Here is a 25,728-nt window from a genome sequence, read left to right on the forward strand (position 1 = left end):
TGTGTTCAGGTCGCGTGAGCGGTCCCCTCGTGCGGATCGTCCTGCCGGACACGGTTATTTTCAGGAACAGCCCGGATCACGCGGGGCGTCCACCACCCCGCGATCGCTCTGCCCGTCGGTTTCCGCCGGGGCGGAGATGTCGCTTCATGCGAAAGATTATCGAATTGACTTCCTTTCAGGAACTTGGTCTGGCCGCTCCCCTCCTGTCGGCGCTGGCTGAAGAGGGCTATGAGAAGCCCACGCCCATCCAGGCCCAGGCCATCCCCCATCTGCTGCAGGGCAGGGACCTGCTCGGCATCGCCCAGACCGGTACCGGCAAGACGGCAGCCTTCTCGCTGCCGATTCTCGACCGCCTGTCGCGCGACAGGAAGCCGGCGCCCCGCCACGGCTGCCGCGCGCTGGTGCTGAGCCCGACGCGCGAACTCGCGAGCCAGATCGCGGAAAGCATCCGCTCCTACGGCCGGCATCTGAAGCTGCGCGTGGCCGTCGTGTTCGGCGGCGTCTCCGCCCGCCCGCAGGCGCAGGAGCTGGCGCGCGGCGTCGACATCCTCGTCGCCACCCCCGGCCGCCTCATCGACCATCTCGACGGGCGCGCCGTGAACCTCAGCCATGTTGAGGTGTTCGTGCTCGACGAGGCCGACCAGATGCTCGACATGGGCTTCATCCACGCCATCCGCCGCCTCGTGCCGCTGCTGCCGAAGGTGCGCCAGAACCTGTTCTTCTCGGCCACGATGCCGAAGGAGATCGGCGCGCTCGCGGCGGACCTGCTGCGTGACCCGGTCCAGGTGTCGGTGACGCCCGTCGCCACCACTGCCGAGCGTATCGCGCAGAAGGTGCTGTTCATCGAGACGGCGCGCAAGCGCAACCTGCTGGTCGATATCCTGCGGGACGACGACATGGGCCGCACGCTGGTGTTCAGCCGCACCAAGCACGGGGCGGACCGCATCGTGCGCCATCTGGAGGAAGCGAGCATTCCCGCCTCCGCCATCCACGGCAACAAGAGCCAGAGCCAGCGTGAGCGCGCGCTCGCCGACTTCCGCTCCGGCAAGCGCAAAATTCTGGTGGCGACCGATATCGCCGCACGCGGCATCGATGTCGAGGGCGTCACGCATGTGGTGAACTTCGACCTGCCGAACGTGCCGGAATCCTACGTGCATCGCATCGGCCGCACGGCGCGTGCGGGGGCGGAGGGCTCTGCCATCTCGTTCTGCGACGCCGAGGAGCGCGCATACCTGCGCGACATCGAACGGCTGACGCGCCAGAGCATCCCGAGCGAGGATCGCCGCCTGCCCGGCGCCGCCGAGGCGGAGGAGAGCGCCCGTCCCGCGCCGAAGCCTGGCCGTGCCGGCAGGCCCGGCGGTAATGGCGGGCGCCCCGCCGCACCCGGCCGGGGGCAGGCACGCCCCGGCAAGCCCGGTGAAGGCCAGCGCGCGAAGCCGCGCACGGAAGCCGGTGGCGAGCGCCACGATCGCCCGCACGCGGGCGAGCAGCGCGCCCGCGGCGGCCACAACGCCCGGCGCGACAACCGTGGCGGCGAGCGCATCGGCGACATGTCGTTCATGAAGCCCGCGCGCGGTCGCTGAATGCCGCAGGAGCGCCCGCCGGGCGCTCCTTCAGAGCGCTTTCCGACCGGATGAAATCGTCTGATCGATCAGAACATCGGGCGCTCTGAATCAAGGCTTGCGTGGCGCCGGCGTCGCGCCGCAACCGCAACGGAAGAACTGCATGGACAGCACCGCGCCCATCCGTATGAGTGCGTCGCGGCGGCCGGGCCCGCCCATGCTTGCGCTGGCGACCATGGTCGCGGCGGTCACGCTCATGGCCATGCTGCCGTATCTCGCCGGCTATCGTCTGTCTGGCGATGACATCTGGTTTCTGCAACTCGCCATCGAAGGTAGCGAGGCGGTGGCGGACAATGCCATGCACGCGGCCATCGAGCAGGGGCGCGTCGGCCAGTTGCTGATGCTGCCGCTCAACGTGCTCGGCGCCTATCTGTCGGGCGATCCCGTCTGGCGGGCGGTTTTCGTGGCGCTCTATGTCGCGCAGCTGCTGCTTTTCGCGGTCTTCGTCAGCACGGTCCTGCAAACGGACCTACGTGTCTTCCTGTTCGTGCTGCTGGTGGCGCTGCATCCGCTGGCCTTCGCCTTCATGCCGCCGAACGCCTATCCGCTGCAGAACACCGTTCCCCTCATCGCCATCCTTGGTGCGCGCATCGCGATCGTCCGCTTGCGGCAGCGGCATGCATTGCGCGCGGTAGCGGAACTGCCCGCGCAGGCCGTCTTCGCACTCGGCATGCTGGTCAGTGAATTCGCGGTGGCGTTCGGCACGGCGCTGCTGCTGGCGGAATACGCGGCCCGCGCCGGCGTGGCCCGGCAGGAGGGGCGGGGCTGGCGGCAGGCGCTCCAGCTCGCCTTGGCACGCCGCTTCGTGCATGCGGACGGTCTCGCCGTGCTCGCGGCCGTCGGGCCCTATCTTCTGTTCCGCTGGTGGAATCCGGGCGTTTACGACGGCAACTCGGCGGGCGGCATCGCGCATCCGCTCAAGGTCGCGGGCACCATCCTCGGCCATGTCCGCGACGGCACGGCCTTTCCGCGTCTGGGTGGCGGCCTGTCGTCGGCGGAGGCGTGGGAACTCCTGGTCGCGGCCGCGACCGGCGTCGCCGTGGCCGCCGCGCTTTTCACTGCCGCAGGCGGGCTGCTGCGCCTCGCCGCGCCCGCTGCCACCGGCCTCGCCACGCTGCTGCTCGCGGCGTGGGTCACTCTGCCGGTCGCCATCAGCACGAAGTATCAGGCCGCCTGCATGGACAGGGGATCGTGCGCCTACCTCGACAGCCGCATCTCCTATCTGGCGGTGACGGTCGCTGTTGCCTGCGCTGTGGCCTTTGCCTGCCGGCATCCGCTGGGCCGCGCGACCGCGCGTCAGGCGCTGGCGATCTGCTGCGTTCTGCTCGGCGTCATGGCGGCGCTGACCTCCATCTACAATGCCGGCAAGGCACGGGACATGCGGCGCATCCATCAGGTGTGGGAGCGCGCCGACCGGCTCGCCTGCACCTCGGCCCCGCCGCAGGACGCAGCGGCGATCCGGGCGGCTGTCGATCCCGACGGCCTGATCGCCATCACGCCGCCAGGCAGCATCGCCGACTTCTGGAAAGCTTATTTCGGCTGGAAGGCTCTCCGCTGCCCGTGACGGGTATTCGCACACCTACTCGTTATTTTCGGGCGGTTTCCTATCGATCGGATGATTCCATCGGATCGGAGCGGAGCGCCCCTTGGCGTGACCGCCGGGTCAGGCCCGGCGGCCAGCGATGTCAGTTGCGCGCGAACAGCTTGTCGAGGGTTGCGCCGCTGGCGAAATGCTCTTCGGCGACCTTCTTCCAGCCGCCGAAGACGTCCTCCACCTTGAGCAGGCGAACCGGCGGGAAGGCATCCTTGTAACGCTCGGCTACCGTCGGGTTGTGAACGCGGTAGAAGTTCTTGGCCAGCAGCTCCTGCCCCTTCTCGCTGTAGAGGAATTCGAGATAGGCCGTCGCCTCCCGTGTCGTGCCCTTGGCCTCCGCGACCTTGTCGACCACGCTCACCGGAAACTCGGCAAGGATGCTCGTCGGCGGCACCACGACCTCGAAGCCCTTGTCGCCGTATTCGCGGCGCACGCCGTTAACCTCCGACTCGAAGGTGATGAGGACATCACCCAGCCCACGCTCGACGAAGGACGTGGTCGCGCCGCGTCCGCCCGTGTCGAAAACCGGGACGTTGGCGAAGATGCGCTTGATGTCGGCTTCTACCTTCGCGGCGTCGCCCTTGTGGGTTTCGAGCAGCGAGGCATAGGCCGCGAGGTACGTGTAGCGCGCGTTGCCGGAAGTCTTGGGGTTGGGGAAGATCGGCTGCACGCCTTCGCGCGCGAGGTCCGACCAGTCCTTGACGCCCTTGGGGTTGCCGGTGCGCACGAGGAACGCGGGGAAGGAGTAATAGGGCGAGGCATTGTTGGGCAGGCGCTTCTGCCAGTCCGCGCTCACCAGCCCGCCGCGGTCGTGCAGCACCTGCACGTCGGTGACCTGGTTGAAGGTGACGACATCCGCCTTCAGGCCCTCCAGAATGGCGCGCGCCTGCGCGGAAGAGCCCGCGTGCGACTGCTTGATGGAGATCGTCTCTCCAGTCTTCGCCTTCCATTCCTCGATGAAGACGGGATTGATCTCGGCGAACAGTTCCCGCGCGATGTCATAGGACGCATTGAGCAGCTCGACCGGCTGCTTCGCCTCCTGCGCTCCCGCCTGCCCCGACAGCACCAGCAGCGCTGCAACGGTTGCCCCTCCTAACCACCTCATACGATTGCCCCTTCCGAAAAGCCGCGAGCGGCGCCATTGATGTCGCCGCTTAATTCACGACAGATTGTCGGAAAGGTCAACTTTAATCGCCATTGTGGCGGTGAATAAAAATTATCACATAATTTTCATGTGATTTATCTCATCCGGGCGCCATGAAGTGCTTCGACAGCTTGAGGCCCTGCGCCTGATAGTTGGAGCCGGCTTCGGCGCCGTAGAGCGTTTCCGGCCGCTGCGCCATGCGCTCGAAGATCAGCCGGCCGACGATCTGCCCGTCCTCGATCAGGAAGGGCACGTCGTGCGAGCGCACTTCCAGCACGGCGCGGGCGCCGGCGCCGCCAGCGCCCGCATGGCCGAAGCCGGGGTCGAAGAAGCCCGCGTAATGGACCCGGAACTCGCCTACCAGCGGATCGAAGGGCACCATCTCGGCGGCGTAGTCCGGCGGCACGTGTACCGATTCCTTCGAGGCAAGGATATAGAACTGGCCGGGATCGAGGATGAGCTGGCCACGCCCGTCGGCATCGAGCGGCTCCCAGAAGTCGCGCACCGCATAGGCGTTGACGCGGTCGACATCGACAAGGCCCGTGTAGCGCTTGGCGCGGTAGCCGATGAGCGTCTGTCCGCTGCCGGCTGTGAACCCCGCGAGGTCGACGCTGACGGCCACGCCACCCTGGATGGAGGCGCCGGCGCTCGCGACGATGGTCTCCCGCTCCTGCAGCAGCAGGAGTTCCGCGTCGCTGAGGCGGCTTTCGCCGGTGCGGAACCGGATTTGCGACAGGCGGGAGCCGGTGCGCACCAGCACCGGGAAGGTGCGCGGCGAGATTTCCGCGAACAGCGCCCCTGCGTAACCTTCCTCCACGGCGTCGAACTCGCGCGCGCCGTCGGTGATGACGCGGGTGAACACGTCGAGCCGGCCCGTCGAGCTTTTGGGGTTGGCGGAGGCGGAAAGGCCCTCCGGCAGCGCCAGCGTCTCCGCGATTTCGGCGATGTAGACGCAGCCCGTCTCCAGTACCGCGCCGCGCGTCAGGTCGATCTCATGCAGCGCGAGGTCGCCGAGGCGGCGGGCGACGGCGCTGCCCTGCCCCGGCAGGAAGCTTGCCCGCACGCGCCACGCCCGTGCGCCGAGCCGCAGGTCGAGGCTTGCCGGCTGCACCTGCCCCGCCACGAAGGGGAGGGGGCTGTTGATAACGCCAGCCGCCGCCAGTTCCCTGATGGATTGGGCGGACTGGATTCCGGGGAGAAGGGCGGTCATGATTGCCTCGGGAAGATCGGTTCGCTGCGAAGGGTCCGGTTCTTGCGAAAAATCCGGTGCGTGAAAGTGCTGTCTTTCGGAAGACTGTTGCGCTGCGTTCATTCTGCCATGAAATACAAGCGCTGGTCCTGCTTATGGATTCTGTCCGCACTGCCGCCTATCATGCAGAGCGGACAGAATCCATAAACGATCTTGACCGGCACCGCCGCACTTCTTTTCGCGGGGCAACCGCGCCGCGCCCGAACACCGACGACAACGGAGCGACCATGACCGGCCAACACCTGACCCCCGTCGACATGCTGGCCCGCCTGGTGGCGTTCAACACGGTCAGCTCCGAATCGAATCTCGACCTGATCGCCTTCGTCGAGGACTACCTGCGCGGCTGGGGCGTCGCTTCCGTGCGCATTCCGGACGCCACGGGCAGGAAGGCGGCGCTGTTTGCCACACTCGGCCCGGCGGACCGTGGCGGCGTCGTGCTCTCCGGCCACACCGACGTCGTTCCCGTCGAGGGACAGAGGTGGACGAGCGATCCGTTCGCGCTGCGCATCGAGCAGGGCCGGGCCTATGGGCGCGGGGCGGTCGACATGAAAGGGTTCTGTGCGCTGGCGCTGTCTCTGGCGCCGGAATTCCTCGCCCGCCCGCTGGCGACGCCGGTGCATCTCTTCCTCTCCTACGACGAGGAGGTCTCGTGCCTCGGCGCCGTCGACGGCATCGCGCGATTCGGCGCCGATCTGCCGCGCCCGGTGGCGGTGATCGTCGGCGAGCCGACAGACCTTGAGGTGGTGGACGGGCACAAGAGCATCTCCATGTTCACCACCACGGTTTTCGGCGCGGAGGCCCACTCCTCGAAGCCGGAGCTGGGGGCGAGCGCCGTGCACGGGGCCGTGCTGATCGGCGCGGAGATTGATCGCCTGTCGCTGGAGTACGCCGCGCGTGGCGATGCCTCGGGGCGCTTCGACCCGCCGTGCAGCACGGTCCACATCGGCCGCATCAGCGGCGGGACGGCGCGCAACATCCTCGCCCGCGACGCGGCGATCCAGTGGGAGGTGCGAGGGCTGCCGGACCTCGACCTCGACGAGATCCCGAGCCGGCTCTCCCGCTTCGCGGAGGCGGAGGTGCTGCCCCGTTTCGGCGCCACCTTCGCCGGCTTCCGGGTGGAGACCGTTCTCGACGGCATCGTGCCGGCGCTCGGCTCCTCGCCGGGTTCGCGGGCGGAAACGCTGGCGCTGAAGCTCGCCGGGCGCAACAGCACACGCACCGTGCCGTTCGGCACCGAGGCCGGGCATTTCCACAACGCGGGCATCCCGACCGTCGTCTGCGGGCCAGGCTCCATCGATAGGGCACACAAGGCGGACGAGTACATCACCCTCGACGAACTGGCGGCGGGCGAGGCCTTCCTGCGCCGGCTCATCGACGAACTGGCCTGAGCGGCGCTGCGTTTACCGGGGGCCGGCGAGAATGACGGCGACGCCGGCAAGGCAGATCGTTGCGCCCGCCACGTCCCACCTGTCCGGGCGCACACCTTCGATCCCCCAGAGCCATACCAGCGAAGCCGCGATGTAGACACCACCATAGGCCGCGAAGGCACGCCCGGCCGCGTCGCTGTCGACCTGCGTCAGCAGCCAGGCGAAGGCCGCGAGCGACAGCATGCCCGGCCCGAGCCACCAGACCGGCTTGCCGAGACGCAGCCACGCCCAGAAGGCGAAGCAACCGGCGATTTCGGCAAGCGCCGCGAGGGGATAGATCAGCGCTGTCTTGAACATCGGGAATCGCCGGATAGAATGGAGAGGCAAAAGGAAAATGCATCGGCGCAAGCAGGGGCTGGCGTGGTGCACGAACCTGATATAACACAATTTCAATAAATCGTTTCGCCGTCCATAAATGGGTCCTCGGCGAGAAACATGACAAAGCTCGGCGCGGGACGCGCCAGCGGAAAGGACGCCCATGTCAGGAACCGTTTCGGCTCAGCTTAGCAAGCCGTCTTTCAGCCCGCTGCGGCTGCAGGAACGCACCCTCGTGCTGCAGATCGCCGCCGTCGTGCTCGGCACGGCATTTCTGGCGGCCTCTTCCTACATCACGGTGCCGATGTATCCCGTGCCGGTGACGATGCAGACCTTCGCCGTCACCCTGATCGGCGCGCTCTATGGCTGGCGTCTCGGCGCGGTGACGGTCGCGGCCTGGCTGTTCGAGGCGGCGGTGGGCTTTCCCGTGCTCGCGGAAGGCAAGGTCGGCCTCGCGGCCTTCGTCGGTCCGACGGCCGGTTATCTCGCCGCCTTCCCGGTTGCCGCCGCGCTGACCGGCTGGCTCGCCGAACGCGGCTGGAACGGCCGGCGCCCCTGGCTTGCCTTCGCTGCGGCGCTCGCCGCCAACGCGCTGTGCCTCGCGATCGGCGCGACATGGCTCGCCACGCTGATCGGCGCGGAGAAGGCAATCGCGGCTGGCGTGCTGCCGTTCATCGTCGGCGGCGTGCTCAAGGCCGGCCTGTCGGCCACGACGCTCGCGGGCCTCAACCGCGTGCAGGCCGGAAATCGCCGGGTGTGACCGTCCGGCTGCGCGGGCATCATCTGTTGTGCATGCTTACCTATGTCGGCAGGGGATATACGCCCGCGTTCACCGCTAACTTCAACGCCATCGCGGCCCGTCTGTCCGAGGGGGAGGACATCCTCCTCGTCGACGGGCCGGACGATATCTGCGCGCCCTTGCTTGCCGAGGACGATACGCATTGCTTCGGTGAAAGCGCCTCGCGGCGTGACAGGACGGCGCTGGCCACCGCTGGCCGTCAGCTGGAGCTGCAATTGCGGATCGGCGCGCGACTGTGCCTGACGCCCGCCACCCTCACCAACCTGCGGGAGGCATTCTCCCGGGCAGTTCCTGCCGACATGGCGAGAGCCGGGCTGCGCCGCGCCTGTGCCGGCTGCGACTGGGCCGCTCTGTGCACCGGCATCGCGGAGCGCGGCTATGACGGCGCGTTGGTGCGCATGACCGGCCGGGTCAGGCTTCCGCGGAATCGGCCTGCGCGGGCGTGAAGGTCAGCGCGAGGCCGTTGATGCAGTAACGCAGGCCCGTGGGCTGGGGCCCATCCGGAAACACATGGCCGAGGTGGCCCTGGCACTGGCTGCAATGCACCTCGATGCGGCGCATGCCGTAGGAATCGTCCTCGCTCGTGCCGATGGCGCCCGGAATCGGCGTCCAGAAGCTCGGCCAGCCTGAGCCGCTTTCATACTTCGTCGTTGATTCGAACAGCGCCTGCCCGCAATCGGCACAGTGAAACGTGCCTGTGCGCTTCTCATCGTTCAGCGGGCTCGTGAACGGCCGTTCCGTGCCGTGCTCACGCAGGACGGCAAATTGCTCCGGCGACAGAACGCCGCAAAATCCCTGAATCGGTTGCGCCATGATGACCTCCGTCGATCGGCAGGCGGGAGGGGGCCTCCCGTGGATCGCTTACAGGTAGGAACGTTTCTCGCGGACGTTAAGCCCAGCCGACGACTTCCGCGAGCACTTTTGCGAGAGCGGCGTCGAGCGTCGCTGCCGCCGAAGGGCCATTGACAGTGCCGGGCACCGGCACCCGGCCGGTGAACACGCGCGCGCGCAACACGTTGCCGGAAAGCGTGTCGACGACACGGGCGGAAATCTCCACCACCGCCTCGCCGGTGGCACTGTCGATATTGAACTGGCGCAGCTCCGTGTTGAGCTGACGGACCGTGACGACACCGTCATTGGGGCGCGTGACGCGGCCGAGCCGCCCTGCGTCCTCGAAGGCGCGCAGGAGTTGCGCCTGCACGAGGCGGGGCAGGCGGTCCGCCCACTGCGCATCGCTGAGCATCGTGAGTTCGCCCCCGCGCCCGCGCACCACGATGGTGTTGCCATCGAGCGACTGCAAGGCGACGGGCTCGGTCACGGTCAGCGCCTCGCCGGCGCGCGCGCCGCTGCCCCTGCTGCGGGCGGCGGACGAGGCCGCGAGGTCGAACGTGGTGACCGGCGGCGAAGCGCAGGCCGCAACCGCGAGACCGAGCGACAGCGCGGCCAGTTTCGTCATCCGGGTCGCCAAGGTCGCCCCCTTTCGGTCATGGGTTCGGTGTCGTGGTCAACTGACACGGCTCAACGCTGCCCCTGATACTGCGGCAAGGGCGGGCGGTTGCCGAACAGGAACTGCTGCGGATTGCGCTGCACGTCCTGCAGCAGGCGCGTGAGCTGCGCGAGCGCCTGCTGGCCCTTCACCGCCAGTGCCTGATACTCGCGCAGGCCCGGGCCCGCGAAACTGTTGATACCGGAGGTGATCTGGGCCGTCCGCTTGTCGAGGTTGTCGGCCAGCGTGCGGATGGAACGCGCCGCCTCGGCGACCTGATCGAACGCGCCGTTGCCCCCCGTCGAGGATACGAAGTTCGAGATGCTGTCCATCAGGCCGGTGATCCCTTCGGCCGCCTTGTTGAGCTTCGCCGTGAGTTCGGCGGCGTTGGCCGCGACGGTCTCGACGTCGCCGCTCGAATTCCCGAGCGAGGTCGTGAACTTCTCGATATTGTCGACGATGCGGTCCACCCGCTGCGGCTCGATGGACTTCACCAGTGCGTCGAGATTGGAGGTCAGCCCGGTAAGCTGCGAGGCGAGTTCGCCGGAATTGGCGAGCAGTGCGCTCACCTTGTCCGAGTTGTCGCCCAGCGCCTTCGAGAACTTCTCGACATTGCGCACCGTGTTGGTGATCGGCTCGCGCGATTGCTCGACGACGCCGCTCAACTGGTCGATCATGGCGGTGGCGCGCGTCGCGAGCCTCTGGATCGTGTCGAGCATGTCCTGGAAGTCGGAACGCTCGCCGTAAAGCGTCGGCAGCGGCTGGCCGGGGCCGGCTTCGAGCTGCGGCGCGTCCGGCGCGCCGCCCGAAAGCTGCACGGACGCGATGCCGGTCACCACCTGGAATTCGAGCTGCGCGCGCGTATCCTGCTTGATCGGCGTCGATCGGTCGATCGAGGCGATGGCGACAACGTGGCGCGGGTCCTCCGGCAGCAGCTCGACACTCACCACCTCGCCGACGCGCAGGCCGTTGAACAGCACGAGCGAGCCGCGCGACAGTCCCGCCACCGAGCCGGAGAAAATGATTCGGTAAAGCTCGCGCGTGTTCGCGGTGTTGGCGCCGGAGAACCAGTAGACGAAGAAGAAACCGGCGAAGATAACGGCGAGCGTGAACAGGCCGATGAGGGCGTAATTGGCGCGTGTTTCCATCTCTCTATCCGTCGGCCCTCTCGCGAGGTGTGCCTCTTCGCATCGCCCTCATTCCTCTTCGCCCGCGCGCACGGCTTCGCCCGCCGCGGCGCGGGAGCGCTTGCCGTGGAAGTAGGCCCTGATCCACGGATGATCCGACGCCAGCATGGTGGCAATCGGGCCTTCCGCGAGAATCCGGCCCTCGCCAAGCGCCGCGATCCGGTCACAGACGGAATAAAGGCTGTCCATGTCATGGGTTACCATGAAAACCGTCAGCCCCAAAGTTTTCTGCAATGTGGCGATCAGGTCGTCGAACTCCGCGGCGCCGATAGGATCGAGGCCCGAGGTCGGCTCGTCGAGAAACACGATTTCGGGATCGAGCGCCAGGGCGCGCGCCAACGCCGCCCGCTTGATCATGCCGCCCGACAGATCGGAGGGAAATTTGTCCGCCGCGTCCGGGTTCAGGCCCGCCATCTCGATCTTCATCATGGCGATCTCGTCCAGCAACTCCTCGGACATGTGCAGGTACTCGCGCATCGGCATCTGCACGTTCTGCTTCACCGTGAGCGCGGAAAACAGCGCGCCGTGCTGGAAAAGCACACCCCAGCGCCGCTCCAGCAACCGGTGCTCGGCCTCCGATATCCTGTCGATGTCCTTGCCGAAAACGGTGATGGTGCCGGCCCGCTTCCGGATGAGCCCCAGGATCGTGCGCGTCAGCACCGATTTGCCGGTGCCCGAGCCGCCGACGAAGCCGAGAATCTCGCCCCGGTATATGTCGAGATCGAGCCCCTTCATAATGGTTTTCGGGCCGAAGCCGACCTCCAGACCGCGCACGCCGATGAGAACCTCGCGCTCCGCATGCCCGGTCCGCGCCGGCGTTTCCGGCTGCTGGGGGGTAGTCACCTTTTCGGCCGGCTGTTGCATAATGGCCTCAAAAATTGATCGCGGCGAAGAACACGGCGAACAGCCCGTCCATGACGATGACCATGAAGATGGCCTTCACGACCGACGCCGTCACCTGCCGGCCGAGCGATTCGGCCGAGCCGCCCACCGCCATGCCCTCATGCGAGGCGATGATGCCGATCACCAGCGCCATGAACGGCGCTTTGACCAGCCCGACCATGAAGGTCGAAAAGTCGATAGCGGCCTTGAGGCGCGCCAGGAAGATGTCGGGCGTGATGCCGCCGTAGATCCACGCCACGAGCCCGCCGCCGAGCAGCGCCGCCATCGAGGCGAGGAAGGTGAGCATCGGCAGGCCGACGAGCAGCGCCAGCACGCGCGGCACGATCAGCACCTCGACGGGATCGAGCCCCATCACCCGCAGCGCGTCGATCTCCTCGCGCATCTTCATCGAACCGAGTTCCGCCGTGAACGCGCTGCCGGAACGGCCGGCGATCATGATCGAGGTCAGCAGCACGCCGAGTTCGCGCAGCACGAGGATGCCGGTCAGATCGACCACGAACATCGCCGCGCCGAAGCGCTGCATCTGGAAGATGCCCTGCTGCGCCACGATGCAGCCGACCAGGAAGGAGATCAACGTGACGATCGGCACGCTGCGGAACGCCGTCTGCTCCATCTGGTTGACGAAGGCGGGAAACCGGAAGCGCCCCGGATGCACGACAAGGCGCGCGAGCCCGGCCACTACCTCGCCGAGAAAGCTGACGCCACGCCCCATCTCGCGGCCGAAATCGACCACGCTCTCGCCCACGCTCGCCAGAAAGTCGATCAACCGCCAGTGCCCGGCCGCCGGCGGGCGTTCGACCTCCCGGTAATGCACCTTTTCGAGCAGGAGCAGATGGTCGGGGCGGGTGTTGACGAACGGCGCCTTGCGGCCGTCTGCAGCGCCTTCCTGCCGCGCCCTGTCGAGCACCCATGCGCCGACGGTGTCGAGGCGTCCGATTTCGCCGAGGTCGATGGCGACATCCTGCGTGCGGCTTCCGTCGCCGGCCAATTGCCTGGCGAGGAGCGCCGCCTGTTCCTCGACGGCCGTCGCCTGCGTCGACACCCAGTCGCCTGTCACGACCAGCCTGGTCGCACCGCTCGACTCGTCTATCGCAACGTTCGGGTCCGTCGTCATGAAGCGTTTTTCAAACCGTCGCGCTGGATATCGTCAGGGGGCGCGAGCGCGCCATTGCCGCCTTCAATAGCAGGCAACATATGGCGCTGTCGAGGGCGGGGGATATCCCGGCCGCTGGTCAGGCAGCGAGGTCCGTCTGCGGGCTCGTCTGCACGCGGCGGATATTGTCGAGGAATTGCCGTGCGCTGGCCTGCCAGTTGAAGGTCAGCGCATGCGCCCGGCAGATCTCGGACGGAATGTCGAGCGCCGCCAGCGCCGCAGCGCGCAGGTCGTTGTCGAGCACGCCCGTGCCGCTGTCGCCGACCACGTCGAGCGGCCCCATGACGGGGAAGGCGGCGATGGGCAGGCCGCTGGCGAGCGCCTCCAGCAGCACGATCCCGAACGTGTCGGTAACGCTGGGGAAGACGAAAACATCCGCCGAGGCGTAGACATCCGCCAGTTCCTGCCCGGTTTTCACGCCCAGGAACCGGGCTTCGGGATAGCGCGCCTCAAGCGCCGCGCGGGCGGGCCCGTCACCCACCACGACCTTGGTGCCCGGCAGATCGAGCGCCAGGAACGCCTCGACGTTCTTCTCCACCGACACGCGCCCGACATAGAGGAACACCGGGCCAGGGAAGGAAAGCGGCCGTTCCTCCCGCGGGCAGAACAGGTCCGCGTTCACGCCGCGCGACCAGCGCACCAGATTGCGGAAGCCGCGCTCGGCGAGATCGCGCTCCAGCGTGGGCGAACTCACCATCGTCGCCGCGCCCGCGTTGTGGAAGCGGCGCACGGCGGCATAGCACCAGCGCTCCGGCACGGGCATGCGGGCGGAGAGATATTCTGGGAAGCGCGTGTGATAGCTCGTGGTGAACGTGTGCCCGTCGGACAGGCAGACGTAGCGCATGCTCAGTCCGATCGGCCCTTCCGTGGCGATGTGGATGAAGTCGGGCTTCACCTCGTCCACGACGCGGCGCACCGCCCAGGGCATGGCAAAGGCCAGCCGGATCTCCCGGTAGGTGGGCATCGGCACCGTGCGGAAGGCATCGGGCGTGAGAAACGCGATGGAGGCACCGAGCGCCGGCGCTTCCTGCGCCAGATGCTCCAGGGAACGTACCACGCCGTTGACCTGTGGACGCCATGCGTCCGTTGCGATCAGCACACGCATCAGGCTGCACGCTTGTTGTCAGGGCCTTTGGAACGGGAGCCTTCGGCCGCCGGCCTTTCGGACGACGTCAGGCCGAGCGCCGCCTTCAGCGTATCGGCCACCGGCAGCGCGGCGGCGTGGTCACCATCGTCGTCGTGCATGACGGGCGGCAGCGGCGACGGAGCGGGCAGCGCCGCCTGGCCGCGGGTGCGCTTGCGCGTGGCGCGGCGCTCGGCCGACACCTGCACCTGCCGGTCAGTCCAGCGCAGGATTTCGAAATTGCCGTCGTAGTGCTCGACCACGGCCGAGCAGGACTCGACCCAGTCGCCGGTGTTGATGTAGCGCACGCCGAACTTGTCGTGCATCGCGGCATGGTGGATGTGGCCGCAGATCACGCCGTGCACTTCATAGCGCTGCGCCTCCGACGACAGAAGCTCCTCGAAGCGGCCGATGAAATTGACGGCGTTCTTCACCTTCAGCTTCGCCCAGGCGGACAGCGACCAGTAGGTCAGCCCCAGGCGGCGGCGGACGATGTTGACGTAGGTGTTGGTGGCGAGCGCCGCGCCGTAGGCCCAGTCCCCCAGGAAGGCGAGCCAGCGCGCGTGGCGCACCACCATGTCGAACTGGTCGCCGTGGATGACGAGATAGCGCTTGCCGTCCGCCCCCTCGTGAATGGCGTGATCGACGAGTTCGATGCCGCCAAAGGAGCTGCCGACGTAGTCGCGCAGGAATTCATCGTGGTTACCGGGCACATAGACGATGTGCGTGCCCTTGCGCACCTTGCGCAGCAGCTTCTGCACCACGTCGTTGTGATTCTGCGGCCAGTACCAGCCGGACTTCAGCCGCCAGCCGTCCACGATGTCGCCGACGAGATAGACCGTATCGGCATCGTAGTGGCGCAGGAAGTCGATCAGAAGGTCCGCCTGACACCCTTTTGTACCGAGATGAACATCAGACAGAAACAGGCTTCTGACGCGGATGACTTCTGGCTCTGTCGACACCGGATCTATCCATCACTTGTCGTTAAGGTTCGCTATCGGAACCTTATTACCATTGCAGTTTGATGACGAGCGGATTTTTTCGGCGCATGAGGTGCGTAACCCGCTCGTGACAAAGGCTTCCGCGCCGCGCGCAAGGCTGCGGTGCCAGCGGGGGCCCGGGCCGGTGGCGGGCGCATACACGATTCGTTAGGCACGAATCGAGAGAGACCGACGGCGGGCGCATGACTGCCTTGCCCGGCCGGCCCTTCAATTGAAGGGTGTTGCGACATATAACCACACGCAACGCCGGAGCTGGAATACCCCAGCGACGGCTTTTCCGTGGTGTCACGCCGTGAATCCCCCCCTTGCCATCGTCCTGAAGGTGCTTTCGGCGCTCGTCTTCACCGTCATGAGCGCCAGCATCAAGTATGTCAGCGACCGCATTCCCGTGGGCGAGATCGTGTTCTTCCGCTCGTTCTTCATGCTGCTGCCGCTCCTCGTCTGGCTCGCCTGGCAGGGGCAGGTGATGGCGGCGCTGCGCACGCGCAATGTCATGGGGCACTTCCGGCGCGGGATCATGTCGAGTTCGAGCATGTTCCTCAACTTCCTCGCGCTGTCCTACCTGCCGCTGACGGACGTTGTCGCGCTTGGCTATACGGCGCCGCTGATCGTGGTCGTGCTCGCGGCCGTGGTGCTGCGGGAAAATGTGCAGGCCTACCGGTGGATAGGCACGGGCATCGGCTTCGCCGGCGTGATCGTGATGCTGGCGCCGCATCTCGGCGGCGGCACCCTGCTGGCGGGCGGCGCGGCTTCCGTCGGCGTGATGATCGCGCTCGCCGGCGCCATCCTGACGGCCGGCGCGCTGATCCAGGTCCGCCGCCTGGTGGACACCGAGACGACGGGCGCCATCATCTTCTACATGTCGGTGATGACATCGGCGCTGGGCTTCGTCACCATTCTCGGCGGCTGGGTCGTGCCCACGGCCGAAGAGATGGCCGTATTGATCGCGATCGGCATCGTCGGCGGCGTCGGGCAGATTCTGCTCACCATGAGCTTCCGCTATGGCGATGCGTCGCTGCTGGCGCCGTTCGACTATACGACGATGCTGTGGGCCTGCCTCTTCGGCTGGCTGATCTTCTCCGACTGGCCGCTTCCCGCGGTGTTCGTCGGCGCGGCCATCGTCATCGCCTCGGGGCTGTTCATCGTGTGGCGCGAGCGTGTGGAGACCCAGCGCCACGCACTCGCCCATTCGACGCTGACCTACACCGCGCTGACACATACGCCCTCTGCGGACGAACATCAGGTGGCGCCTATCGCCGTAGCGGTCAATCCCACCACGCCTCCGCGCGCCGTGTGACCGGATAGCGCGGTTGCCGAAACCGGTTGATCGGACGCTCCCGAGCGGGAAATATGTCTGCCCACGGTCTCCTCCGCATCGAATCGGGAAACGGAACCCCTTTCCCGGACGGATCCGGTGCATACATCAAAGAGACGGAGCGGACCGGCGTGCAAGGGGGATGCGATTCGTTTGTCTGACGACCTGATCACGCCGGAGATATTGCTGCGCGCCTATGCGGCGGGCCTGTTTCCCATGGCGGAAAGCGCCGACGACCCCGGCCTGTTCTGGGTCGAACCGCGCGAGCGCGGCATCATTCCGCTCGATACGTTTCATGTGCCGTCGCGCCTGGCGCGCACCATCGCCGGCGACCGGTTTGAAATCCGCGTCGACACGGATTTCGAGGCGGTGATCGACGGCTGTGCCACGCCCGCCCTCGGCCGCGAGGAGACGTGGATCAACCACCGCATTCGCGTTCTTTACGGCGAACTGTTCGATCGCGATCAGGTCCACACCGTAGAGGCTTGGCGCGACGGACAGCTGGTTGGCGGCCTCTATGGTCTGGAACTCGGCGGCGCATTCTTCGGCGAGAGCATGTTCCACCGCGACCGCGACGCCTCGAAGGTGGCGCTTGCGCATCTCGTGGCGCGCCTGCGGCTGGGCCGCTTCCGGCTGCTCGATACGCAGTTCGTGACGCCGCATCTCGCTCGCTTCGGCGCCGTCGCCATCGGACGGCGCAACTACATGCAGCGCCTGGCGAAGGCGCTGCCGCTGCACGCGGACTGGTGGGTGTGGCCGCGCGGCGCTGTCGTCAGCGGCGCCGAGGTGCTGGCAGCGCTGGAGCCGTGCGCCGGCAATAGGGCCGCCTCCGGTCAGGGGCAGTGATGCGGCCAGAGGCGGGCGGGCGCGGTGCGGATGCCCACACGGCCCCGCAGCCCGCACGGCCCTACTGCCTGATGGGCGCGAACAGCGGATCTGCGGGAATCATTTCTTCGCCGGGAGGAGCTTCCTCTTCCGGAGGGGGCGGAGCGTCCACCGGTGCATCCGCATCGCCGCCCAGCAGGCGACGGGGAGGCGGCGGCGGCGGTGCGTTGGGGTCGATCCCGGCGCCATCGGCTTCCGGCGGCGTTGCTTCCGGCGCGCCTGCGGCCGTCCCGTTGCCGTTGGTACCACCGCGGCAGTCCGTCAGCCAGATGTCGTAGACCGGGTGTTCAATGCCGTGCAGGCCGGGGCTCGATGCGAAGACCCAGCCCGTGAACAGGCGCTCGACCTTGCCGCCCGCGCCCACTTCGTCGACTTCCAGAAAAGCGTTCGTGTTGGGCGCTTCCGTCGGCGGGCGCGTGTTGCAGATGCGCGGCGTCAGCTGCAACGAACCGAATTGAACCGTTTCGTTGATGCCGACCTCGAAAGCCACGATACGGCCGGTGATCTTGTCGAGGCCATTAAAGACGGCGACCGGATTGGGAATCGCGTCGGCGTACGCGGCTGGCGGCGCGAACGACGCCAGCGCTGCCACGAATGCCGGCACGACACCCCGCGCGCCGCGCCGGAACCCTGACCACTTCCTGACGATGGGCATCAACGGCTTCCCGCTCAATTCCCGGGAACCCACGCCTCGTAGTCGCCTGTTGCGGGCGGGCGGTGTCCGGTCGACAGCGTCGAGCCCCTCGGGCGCCAGGCATCGGGCGTGCCGGTCAGATTGGGCTGATGGGGGAGTTCCCATTCTTTCGGCACGTATTCTTCCTTGCTGGGCGGCACGTCCACCGTGTGGTGAAGCCAGCCGTTCCAGCCGGGCGGAACGTTCGACGCCTCGGCGTAGCCGTTGTAGATCACCCAGCGGCGCTCGATGCCCAACGCCGGGTCCTTCTTGCCGTTGCGCGTGCGGTAATAACGGTTGCCGAACTGGTCCTCACCGACCAGCTCGCCGTAAAGGCGCGTCGTGCGCAGGGTACCGAAGGTGGGGCCGTTCCACCAGGTGAAGACGCGCAGCAGGAAATCTTTCATGAACTGGTCCCGGTTACCGCATACTGCAGCCGATCAGGCGCCGGCGGGCGACGCCAGAAGCAGATGAAATCCGTCCGCATCCTTATGACGCTTCCCCCGCGCGATGTCCAGATCGCCGCCGGAATTTCGGCGGAACCGGACCCCGCGGGGGGAGGGGGCGCCCGGGCGGTTCAGCTGTCCGCGCAAGCGCCGGACCGCCTCCATTCCCGAACGATTCTGGAGTTTTCCGCATTTCGATTGAATCAGAAAGCCGAACAGCTCCTGAGCCAGCGCGGTGCTTGAGCATTTGAAAAGCGAATCTTTTCCGCCAGAGTCAAACGTTGGAGTACTTCTGTTAAAAACAGAAGTACTCCAACGTTTAGTCGAAGCGCCCGGTCGCGTGCGAAAGCATCGTGTAGACCTTGCCGGTCTCCGACGTGAGATAGGTGCGCGTCAGCACCTGATCCTGATCCTTGCGCGCTACTTCCGCCAGCAGGTGTTCGAACTCGCCGATGTAGCGGTCCACCGTGTCCCGGAATTCGGACTCCTGCCGGTACTTGCGGCCGATTTCGTCGAAGACCTGCTGGCCCTGCAGCGTGTAGAGCCGGCGGGTGAACACGTTGCGCTCTCCGCCGCGGTAGCGCTCCCACAGCTCCACGGCCGCATCGTGATCGATCATGCGGGCGATGTCGCCGGAGATGGCGTCGAGCACCGCGAGCGTGTTGCGCTGGCTGCGGCCCTCCCGGCCGGTCGCGACGGGCTCATTGTCGTCGGAGGCACGCACCAGCAGGTCCTTCAGCCAGCTGCCGGTGCTCGCGACGGGCGTTCCGGCGACGGGCGTGTGCACGACGGTCTCGGCCACCGGTTCCGCCGTGGCGGGCTGCGGCGCCGGAGCCGGCCAGCGGGCGGGCGCCGGGATGGGCGCCGCGATCAGCGTTGCGGCGCGGATGGCCGCCAGCGCGTCCTGGCTGGAGGCGGTGGCAACCGCGCCGCCGGCTGGCTCGGCCGGGGTGACGGCCTGTCCAATTGCCTCGCGAGGCGCTGCCACCGCGCGGGAGAGCTGGCTGGCGTTGCCGGCCTGCGTGACGATATCCGTCAGTTCGTTCAGCGCCCTGATCTGGTCCGTGACCACCTTGCGCATGGCGGCGGTGCTTTCCTGCGTCTCGCGGGGCAGTGCCTCCAGACCGGCGTGCAGCACGGCGCGGGTGTCGGCGAGTTCGCGCTGGATGACGCTGGTGGTGGCCTGCATGCTGTGCGCCACCTCGTGGAAGTTCTCCGTGGCGCGGTCAAGATCGGCGCGCAGCGCCGCGATGACCGCCTCATAGGACTGGCGCAGGGCCGTGACCGTGCGCTCGCGCTGGTCGGTGGCCAGCGCATCGAGCTGGGCCAGCTGCGCGGCGACATGGGCGCTCGTCGCCTCGCTGCTCCCGGACAGGGTCGCGCCGATGCGCTGCGCCTTTTCCTCGACCGCGTCCAGCGATTGCGTCAGCGCCGTGTCGAAGTTGCGGGTGATCGCCGCAAGCTCGTCCGTGCGGGCGTTGACCGAGGCAACGACCGCCTCCAGCGCGGTGCGGCGGCTCTCCACGGCGTCGCCGAGCTTGCCCTCGACGGCGGCGAGCGCCTTCGCCGCGCCTGCCAGCGCCGTGACATGCTCATGCGTGATCCGCGATACGTCGGCGCCCTGCTCCGCGAGGTTGCTGGCGACGGACGCCGTTTCCGCGATGGTGCGCGTGGCGACGGCCTGCAGCGCTTCCACCTGCTCGCGCACGCCGTGGGTCGCCCGTTCGCTTTCCTGCGACAGCGCCTGCACCACGTCCCGCAGCGATGCAACGCGCTCGGAAAGGCCGCTCTCGACCTCGGACAGGTTGCTGCCCGCCGTGCTCGCCAGCCGCTCCAGCGCCGTGTTGGCCTCCGAAATGCGGTGGATGACGTCCGATAGCTCGCCGCGGATGCGCTCGTTGGCGCCCACCAGCGCATCGATGGAGCGGGCGGTGCCTTCGTCGATGGCCTTCTGCAGCGTCTCGCTGGAGCGGATGAACAGGTCGGCCATGCCCTCGCTGCGTTCGCGCAGCGCGTCCACCATGGAGCCGCCGCGTGCCTCTATGGTGCGCACCACGGCCTCGCCGACGGACGCCATCTCGGTTGCGATCGCGTCGCCGCGCTCGCTCAGCGCCGAGACGAGATCGGCGCTGCGGCCGTCGAACAAGGCGGTGAGTTCCTGCGTGCGGTTGCCGAGCGTCGCGTCGATAGCCTGCGCGCGCTGTGCGAGGCTTTCGTCGAGCGCGTTGCCGCGGTCGGTCAGGCGCGTACCCAGCGTCTCCAGCCGGCCGACGATCCGCTGCTCGAACTGCGATACGCCGGTATCGAGCGTGTCGGCAATCGTGCGCGTGCGCTCGCCGAGGGTCGTGTCCACGAACGAGACCTGTTCGGCGATGCGCTGCGCGACCGCCTCGCCGCTCTCGGACACGGCGGTGCCGATGGCTGCCACCTTCGTTTCCAACGCCTCGGCGGCGGCGCGCCCGCCGTCGGCGAGCGTGCGCGCCAGCTCGGTCGTGCGGCTGACGAGCGCCTCGTTGAGGGCGGCGGCGCGGGCGTCGATGCGCGTGTCGATGCCGTCGATGAGGGTTTCGAGCGCCTCGCTGACCTGCGCGGTGCGCGCCCGCGTCCGCTCCTCGAATGTCGTGATCCGTTCCTCGATGAGGCCGGCGGACTGGCGCGCGCTCGCGCCGATCTGCTCCGCTGCATCGCGCGCGGGGCCGGTGAGGCGTTTCTCGACGTCGTCGAGTCCGTTTTCGACGATGGTGGCCAGCGCCTGCGTGTCGCGCTCGATGCGCTGCGCCACCTCGCCGCCACGCCGCACGACGGTGTCTTCCAGCGCCGCGAGGCGCTCGCCGAGCAGGTTGTCGAGATGCTGGCCGCGCGTGTCGACGATCTCGCGCAGCGCCGCAAGACGCGCCATCAGCGAGGAGTCGAGTTCCTGCCCGCGCGTGGCGATCGCCGTCTGGAAGGCGTCGAGGCGCGAGGCGATGCCGGCCTCGAAGGACTGGCTGTGCATCTCGATGCTGCTGCGGAAGCCCTCGATGCGCGCGCCGAGTGCCGTGTCGAGCGTCGCTCCCGTGCGGGAGACGAGCGTGTTGAAATGGTCGAGGCGGTTGGCGAGCGTGCCCTCGACTTCCTTGCCAAAGGCGGACACGCCGTCCTGGAATGCCGCGATGCGCTCGCCGAGCTGCGCATCCAGCGTCGCGCCGCGCTCGACGATGGTTTCCTGGAACTCGCCCAGCCGGGCGGACAGGACGGTGTTGAGTTCCGCGCCGTGCCGGGCGATGCTTTCACCGAAGGTGGAAAGCTGGCCGCTGATGGTTTCGTCCAGCGCGCGGCTGCGCCGGTCGAAGACGTGGCGGAAGGTTTCGAGGTGGTTCGTCAGCAGGCCGCTGATCGCCGTCTGCTGTTCCGAAACCGTCTTGCCGACGTGCTCCAGATGGCCTTCCACCTTGCTGCTGCTGGCGGCGAACGCCTCGCTGATCGCGGCCGCGCCTGCCTCGACCGCCGTCTGCAGCGTCTCGACGCGTGTGTCGATGCCCGCCTCCAGCGACGACCGGCCGGCGTCTATGACGGACTTGAAGCTGCCCAGCCGCGACAGCAGCGCCGCGTCGATCTGGCTGCCGCCCTTGTTGATTGCCTCGTGGAACTGGGCGAGCCGTGCTGCCAGTTGCTCGTCGGTTTTGCGCCCGTAGTCGTCGAAGGTGGTGCGGAAGCTGTCGAAACGGGTGGAAAGCGTCGCGTCGAGCGCCGAACCGCCATTGTCGACGATGTCCTTCAGGCTGTCGAAGCGCGCCGAGAGCACGCCGTCGAGCGTCGTCGAACCCTCGTCAATGGCCTTGCGCAGCGCGGCGAGGCGGCCGGTGAAGGCGGCGTCGAGCGTCTGCGCGCCGCCGTCGAGCGTCTCGCGCAGGTTGCCGAGCCGTTCGGCCAGTTTGCCGTCGAGCGCCTGCCCGCGGGTTTCCACGGTTTCCTCGAAGCCGGCGAGGCGCTTGCCGAGCGTATCCTCGATTCTGGCCGCGCCGCTCTCGATGCTGCCGTCGACCGCACTGACGAGCTTGGCCACGGTGCCATCGACGGAGGTTGCGAGGCCGCCGACGAGCTTCTCCAGCGTGGCGCCGCCCTGGTCGAGAGCCGTGCGCAGTTCGCCGAGGCGTCCCGCGAGCCTGTCGTCGAGGGCCTGCCCGCGTGTCGTGATGGTCTCCTCGAAGCCGGCGAGGCGCTTGCCGAGCGTGCCCTCGATTCTGGCGGCACCGCTCTCGACGCTGTCGTCGACCGCGTTGACAAGCTTGGCCACGGTACCGTCGACGGAGGTTGCGAGGCCGCCGACGAGCTTCTCCAGCGTGGCGCCGCCCTGGTCGAGGGTCGTGCGCAGTTCGCCGAGACGCCCCGCGAGCTTCTCGTCCACGGCTTGCCCCTGCGTCGCGATCGCCTCTCCGAACCCGGACAGGCGCGTCTCGATGATGTTCTCGATCCTGTTCGCGCCAGCGCTGACGGAGCCGTCGACCGACGAAAGCAGGTTCGCGAACGAGGTCTCGAATGCGCCGGTGCCGCGGTCGAGCGTCTGGCGCAACGCCGCGACGTGGCCGCCGAGCCGCCCGTCGATATCCCGCCCGCGCGTCTCCAGCACCTCGCCGATGCCGGTGAGGCGGTTCGCCAGCAGCGTGTCGAGTTCCTTCTTGCCTGCATCGAATGCGGTTTCAAAGCGATCGCGTGCTGCGTCGAAGCCGCCGAGTGTCGATTTCAGGTTGCCGAGAGCGTCGTCCAGACCGCTGCGCGTGCTCGTGAGAGTGCCGAGCGTTTCGCCGAGCCCGGTGAGCGTGGTGTTGAGATCGCCGACGAAGCGGGAGAAGCCCTGCAGGCGGGCGTCGAAGAGCTGGTCGACAGCGCGGGCGCTGTGGCCGATGACGGAACGTAGCCCGTCGAGCTGGCTTGTGAAGGCGGTTTCCAGCGTCTTGCCGCCGGTCTCCAGCGCGTCCCGCAGGGTCTGCGTGCGTTGGCCGATGGTCTTGTCGAGGTCTTGCGTGCGCTCGCCGATGACGCCCTGGAACGCATCGAGATGCTGCGCCAACGTCCGGTCGAGCCGTTCGCCTCCGGAGGAGACGGTGGCCTCGAAGGCGACGAGACGCGCGCCGAGCGCCTCGTCGACCGCCTGGCCGCGGACGTCGATGGTGCGGGCCGCGTCCTCGGCGCTGGAGGCGAGCGATTCGTTGACGCGCACGCCCTGCGTGGCGATGGCGAGGACGACGTCCCGGCCCACGGAGGTGAGGGTGGCGTGGGTGGCCTCGACACGTTCGCGCATCGTGTTGTCGAGCGTTTCCGCCTGCTGGCGGAATGCCGTCAGCATCTGCCCGGTGCCGTCGGCGAACTGCGTGCGCGCGGTCTCGGTCTGCTCGGCGATCGCCTTCGACAGCCGTTCGCCCGTCTGCGCGAGGCCCGTTTCCAGCGCCTTGCCGTCGTCGACGATGACCTTGCGGATGACATCGCCCGTGCGCGTCAGGCGCTCGGCCAGCCCGGTGCCGTTCACATCGATAGCCTCGGCGATTTCATGGCCTGTCTGCGCGATGCGCTGGCTCACTTCCGCGCCGTGCAGGCTGAGGGACACGGCAAGCGAATCGCCAGTCGATTTCAGCGTCTTGTTCACCTCGCCCGCGCGTGCGGCGATGGAATCCGCCACCGTGGTGCCGGCTTCGGCAAAGGCCTGCGCGGCCTTCTCGGTGCTTTCGCCGAGCACTCCGGCAAGGTGCTTGCCCGTGCGCGTCAGCCCTTCGCCGATTTCCCGCGCCTTGTCGTCGAGGGCCTGCGTGAGATCGCCGCTCGCGCTCGAGAGCCGCTCGTTGACGTTTTTACTGACGCCCGTGAGTTTGTCGAGGAGCTGGGTGCCGTGCGCCTCGATATCCTGAACGACCCGGTCGCCCGCCTGGGTCAGCGACTGCGAGAGCTGCTCGCCCCGCGCGGCGATGGATTCCGCGATGCGCGTGCCGACGATGGACAGCGACACGGTCAGCGCGTTGCTGCGCGATTCGAGGTCCTTCACCAGCGCGCCTTGCGAACTGGTGATCGCCGCCTGTGCCCGGTCCGCGCTGCCGACGATGGCGTCGCGCTGGGCGACGAGTTCGTCGATCAGGCCCCTGATGCGCACCTCGTTATCGGAATAAGAACGCTCCAGCGTGGCGATCTCGGTGCGCACCAGCGTGTCCAGTTCGCCCGCGCGCGCGAGTGCCCTCTCGACGCCGTCACCCATCGCCACCATCTCGCGCCGGACGGCCTGCGAGAGGCTCGCCACCGAATCCGAGGCGAGCGTCTCCGGCTGCGCCAGCCGCACGGCCACGCCCGTCATGGCGCGCGCCACGTGGCGAATCTCCTGCGTGCGCGCATGCAGCGCCGCGAGCACGAAGGCGAAGATGACCGGGCCCGCGACAGCCGCCGCATAGAGCGCCCACGATTGCGGATCGAGCGACGCAACGGCGGCCGAAAGGCCCGTGCCTGATACATCGCGCTGCACATAGAAGAAGCTCGCGACGATGCACGCCCAGATGACGGACAGCGCGGCGGCGATCCAGTACGGCCCGGCGGAGGGCTTGCGCTGCAGCAGCTGGAGGAGGGCGCCGACGGCTTCCTTGTCATCGTTCGCCACGCGCGCGGTGTCGGGGGCGACGATGACGCCCCTCTGCGTGTCGCGCACGAAGGCGCTGCTTTCCGCGACGTGGCTTTCCCGGCCCTCGGGCTCGCCGGCCTCGCGCGGCGCGTTGCCGCGCGCTTCGGCGGAGGGAGCGGGGCGGGCGTGCTGGCCGTCCGTGCGCGGCAGCACTGCATCGGCGCGCGGCAGGCTGGCCTTCGCGGCTGAAGCGGCGCCATCGCCGGCGGCCGCGTTGCCGCTTGTGGAGGTCTGCCCCTGCGGCGGCGCGGACGCGGCCCGGGGCTGGGCAGCGCCGGTTGCCGGCTGCGCGGGAGCCCGGGTGGCAGCCTCCGGAGCCGGGGCGGCGGGTGCTGGCGGCGCGGCTTTCTCGGCGGAAGCCGGCTTTTCCGGCGCGGCAGCCTTGCTGTCGGCAACGCCGGATTTTTCCGCGGAGACGGGTTTTTCCCCGGCGCTCTTGGGCGGCGACTTCAGGTTAAGCGCTTCCTCAATGGCGGAAAGGGCTTCCGCCGTTGCATCGATACGCTTGCTTGTCTGAACCATCTTGCCGCCCCATTCGTGCGATTGAAGCACAACTATGCCAAGGCCCCGAGGGAGTTGGCCCATCTGAAAACACTCTAACGCTGCGCTCACCCTAAACTTTGCATCGCCGGATGAAAACCCGCTCCGACGCCTTTGCCGGACATCGTTAATCAAATATTAAGCTTATGGTAAACGCCGCGGTAGGGATTGAACGATGCCTTTGCCTGTCAATACGCTGCATAACGCTGCGCGGCGACAAGGGCACGCC

20 protein-coding genes are annotated in these 25,728 nt (G+C 67.8%); 7 read left to right on the plus strand and 13 right to left on the minus strand.

What is annotated here, in order from left to right:
* Positions 1 to 164: 164 nt before the first annotated feature.
* Complete coding sequence (locus tag ACFFJ7_RS06915) at positions 165 to 1,583, plus strand: DEAD/DEAH box helicase (protein ID WP_166948929.1); 1,419 nt, start codon at positions 165 to 167, stop codon at positions 1,581 to 1,583.
* A 142-nt stretch (positions 1,584 to 1,725) separates the two neighbouring features.
* Complete coding sequence (locus ACFFJ7_RS06920) at positions 1,726 to 3,186, plus strand: hypothetical protein (RefSeq protein ID WP_377591410.1); 1,461 nt, start codon at positions 1,726 to 1,728, stop codon at positions 3,184 to 3,186.
* A gap of 121 nt (positions 3,187 to 3,307) precedes the next feature.
* On the opposite strand, the gene cysP is transcribed toward ACFFJ7_RS06920, so the two are convergent.
* Both cysP and ACFFJ7_RS06930 read right to left on the minus strand, forming a co-directional pair.
* Positions 3,308 to 4,321, minus strand: a complete 1,014-nt coding sequence (gene cysP / locus ACFFJ7_RS06925; RefSeq protein WP_377591412.1) for a thiosulfate ABC transporter substrate-binding protein CysP — start codon at positions 4,319 to 4,321, stop codon at positions 3,308 to 3,310.
* 139 nt (positions 4,322 to 4,460) lie between these two features.
* Positions 4,461 to 5,570 (minus strand): 2'-deoxycytidine 5'-triphosphate deaminase, encoded by a 1,110-nt coding sequence (locus ACFFJ7_RS06930; RefSeq protein WP_166948278.1) that lies wholly within the window; start codon positions 5,568 to 5,570, stop codon positions 4,461 to 4,463.
* A 266-nt stretch (positions 5,571 to 5,836) separates the two neighbouring features.
* Between ACFFJ7_RS06930 and argE the strand changes: the two genes are divergently transcribed.
* Positions 5,837 to 6,997, plus strand: a complete 1,161-nt coding sequence (argE, locus tag ACFFJ7_RS06935) for an acetylornithine deacetylase (RefSeq protein WP_377591414.1) — start codon at positions 5,837 to 5,839, stop codon at positions 6,995 to 6,997.
* Positions 6,998 to 7,009: 12 nt separating this feature from the next.
* Here argE and ACFFJ7_RS06940 read toward each other — a convergent pair whose 3' ends face one another.
* Entirely contained in the window at positions 7,010 to 7,333 is a 324-nt protein-coding gene (locus ACFFJ7_RS06940; RefSeq protein ID WP_166948282.1) for a YnfA family protein, read from the minus strand.
* A gap of 181 nt (positions 7,334 to 7,514) precedes the next feature.
* Here ACFFJ7_RS06940 and ACFFJ7_RS06945 point away from each other — a divergent pair, with 181 nt between their 5' ends.
* Positions 7,515 to 8,111, plus strand: a complete 597-nt coding sequence (locus ACFFJ7_RS06945) for a biotin transporter BioY (protein ID WP_166948284.1) — start codon at positions 7,515 to 7,517, stop codon at positions 8,109 to 8,111.
* Positions 8,108 to 8,596, plus strand: coding sequence for a DUF1284 domain-containing protein (locus ACFFJ7_RS06950; protein WP_377591417.1), 489 nt, complete (start codon positions 8,108 to 8,110; stop codon positions 8,594 to 8,596). Before ACFFJ7_RS06945 ends, ACFFJ7_RS06950 begins: the two co-directional genes overlap by 4 nt.
* Here ACFFJ7_RS06950 and msrB read toward each other — a convergent pair.
* From msrB to ACFFJ7_RS06985, 7 genes are all read right to left on the minus strand, one after another.
* Positions 8,562 to 8,963, minus strand: a complete 402-nt coding sequence (gene msrB, locus ACFFJ7_RS06955) for a peptide-methionine (R)-S-oxide reductase MsrB (RefSeq protein WP_166948289.1) — start codon at positions 8,961 to 8,963, stop codon at positions 8,562 to 8,564. The genes ACFFJ7_RS06950 and msrB overlap by 35 nt on opposite strands.
* 76 nt (positions 8,964 to 9,039) lie before the next feature.
* Positions 9,040 to 9,606 (minus strand): ABC-type transport auxiliary lipoprotein family protein, encoded by a 567-nt coding sequence (locus ACFFJ7_RS06960; RefSeq protein ID WP_377591420.1) that lies wholly within the window; start codon positions 9,604 to 9,606, stop codon positions 9,040 to 9,042.
* Positions 9,607 to 9,668: 62 nt separating this feature from the next.
* Positions 9,669 to 10,784 (minus strand): MlaD family protein, encoded by a 1,116-nt coding sequence (locus tag ACFFJ7_RS06965; RefSeq protein WP_166948293.1) that lies wholly within the window; start codon positions 10,782 to 10,784, stop codon positions 9,669 to 9,671.
* A 48-nt stretch (positions 10,785 to 10,832) separates the two neighbouring features.
* A complete protein-coding gene (locus ACFFJ7_RS06970; protein WP_377592102.1) occupies positions 10,833 to 11,558 on the minus strand; it encodes an ABC transporter ATP-binding protein in 726 nt (241 codons plus the stop codon).
* Positions 11,559 to 11,694: 136 nt separating this feature from the next.
* Positions 11,695 to 12,840 (minus strand): MlaE family ABC transporter permease, encoded by a 1,146-nt coding sequence (locus tag ACFFJ7_RS06975; protein ID WP_166948297.1) that lies wholly within the window; start codon positions 12,838 to 12,840, stop codon positions 11,695 to 11,697.
* Between the two features lie 118 nt (positions 12,841 to 12,958).
* The gene (locus ACFFJ7_RS06980; protein ID WP_166948299.1) at positions 12,959 to 13,984 is read right to left on the minus strand and encodes a glycosyltransferase; all 1,026 of its coding nucleotides are present in this window, start codon (positions 13,982 to 13,984) and stop codon (positions 12,959 to 12,961) included.
* Positions 13,984 to 14,928, minus strand: coding sequence for a UDP-2,3-diacylglucosamine diphosphatase (locus ACFFJ7_RS06985; RefSeq protein ID WP_377592103.1), 945 nt, complete (start codon positions 14,926 to 14,928; stop codon positions 13,984 to 13,986). Before ACFFJ7_RS06985 ends, ACFFJ7_RS06980 begins: the two co-directional genes overlap by 1 nt.
* 367 nt (positions 14,929 to 15,295) lie before the next feature.
* Between ACFFJ7_RS06985 and ACFFJ7_RS06990 the strand changes: the two genes are divergently transcribed.
* Complete coding sequence (locus tag ACFFJ7_RS06990; protein ID WP_377591424.1) at positions 15,296 to 16,300, plus strand: DMT family transporter; 1,005 nt, start codon at positions 15,296 to 15,298, stop codon at positions 16,298 to 16,300.
* Between the two features lie 171 nt (positions 16,301 to 16,471).
* The gene (aat, locus tag ACFFJ7_RS06995; protein WP_377591426.1) at positions 16,472 to 17,164 is read left to right on the plus strand and encodes a leucyl/phenylalanyl-tRNA--protein transferase; all 693 of its coding nucleotides are present in this window, start codon (positions 16,472 to 16,474) and stop codon (positions 17,162 to 17,164) included.
* 61 nt (positions 17,165 to 17,225) lie between these two features.
* On the opposite strand, the gene ACFFJ7_RS07000 is transcribed toward aat, so the two are convergent.
* From ACFFJ7_RS07000 to ACFFJ7_RS07010, 3 genes are all read right to left on the minus strand, one after another.
* Positions 17,226 to 17,858, minus strand: a complete 633-nt coding sequence (locus ACFFJ7_RS07000) for a DUF2155 domain-containing protein (protein ID WP_377591428.1) — start codon at positions 17,856 to 17,858, stop codon at positions 17,226 to 17,228.
* 14 nt (positions 17,859 to 17,872) lie between these two features.
* Positions 17,873 to 18,283 carry an NADH:ubiquinone oxidoreductase subunit NDUFA12 gene (locus tag ACFFJ7_RS07005; protein ID WP_166948307.1) on the minus strand — a complete coding sequence of 137 codons (411 nt, stop codon included), beginning with the start codon at positions 18,281 to 18,283 and terminating at the stop codon, positions 17,873 to 17,875.
* A gap of 358 nt (positions 18,284 to 18,641) precedes the next feature.
* Positions 18,642 to 25,481: an apolipoprotein A-IV repeat region-like domain-containing protein gene (locus ACFFJ7_RS07010; protein ID WP_377591431.1), complete on the minus strand. Its 6,840-nt coding sequence runs from the start codon at positions 25,479 to 25,481 to the stop codon at positions 18,642 to 18,644.
* Positions 25,482 to 25,728: the final 247 nt, after the last annotated feature.

Source organism: Pseudochelatococcus lubricantis (assembly GCF_042432495.1).
Lineage (GTDB): Bacteria > Pseudomonadota > Alphaproteobacteria > Rhizobiales > Beijerinckiaceae > Pseudochelatococcus > Pseudochelatococcus lubricantis.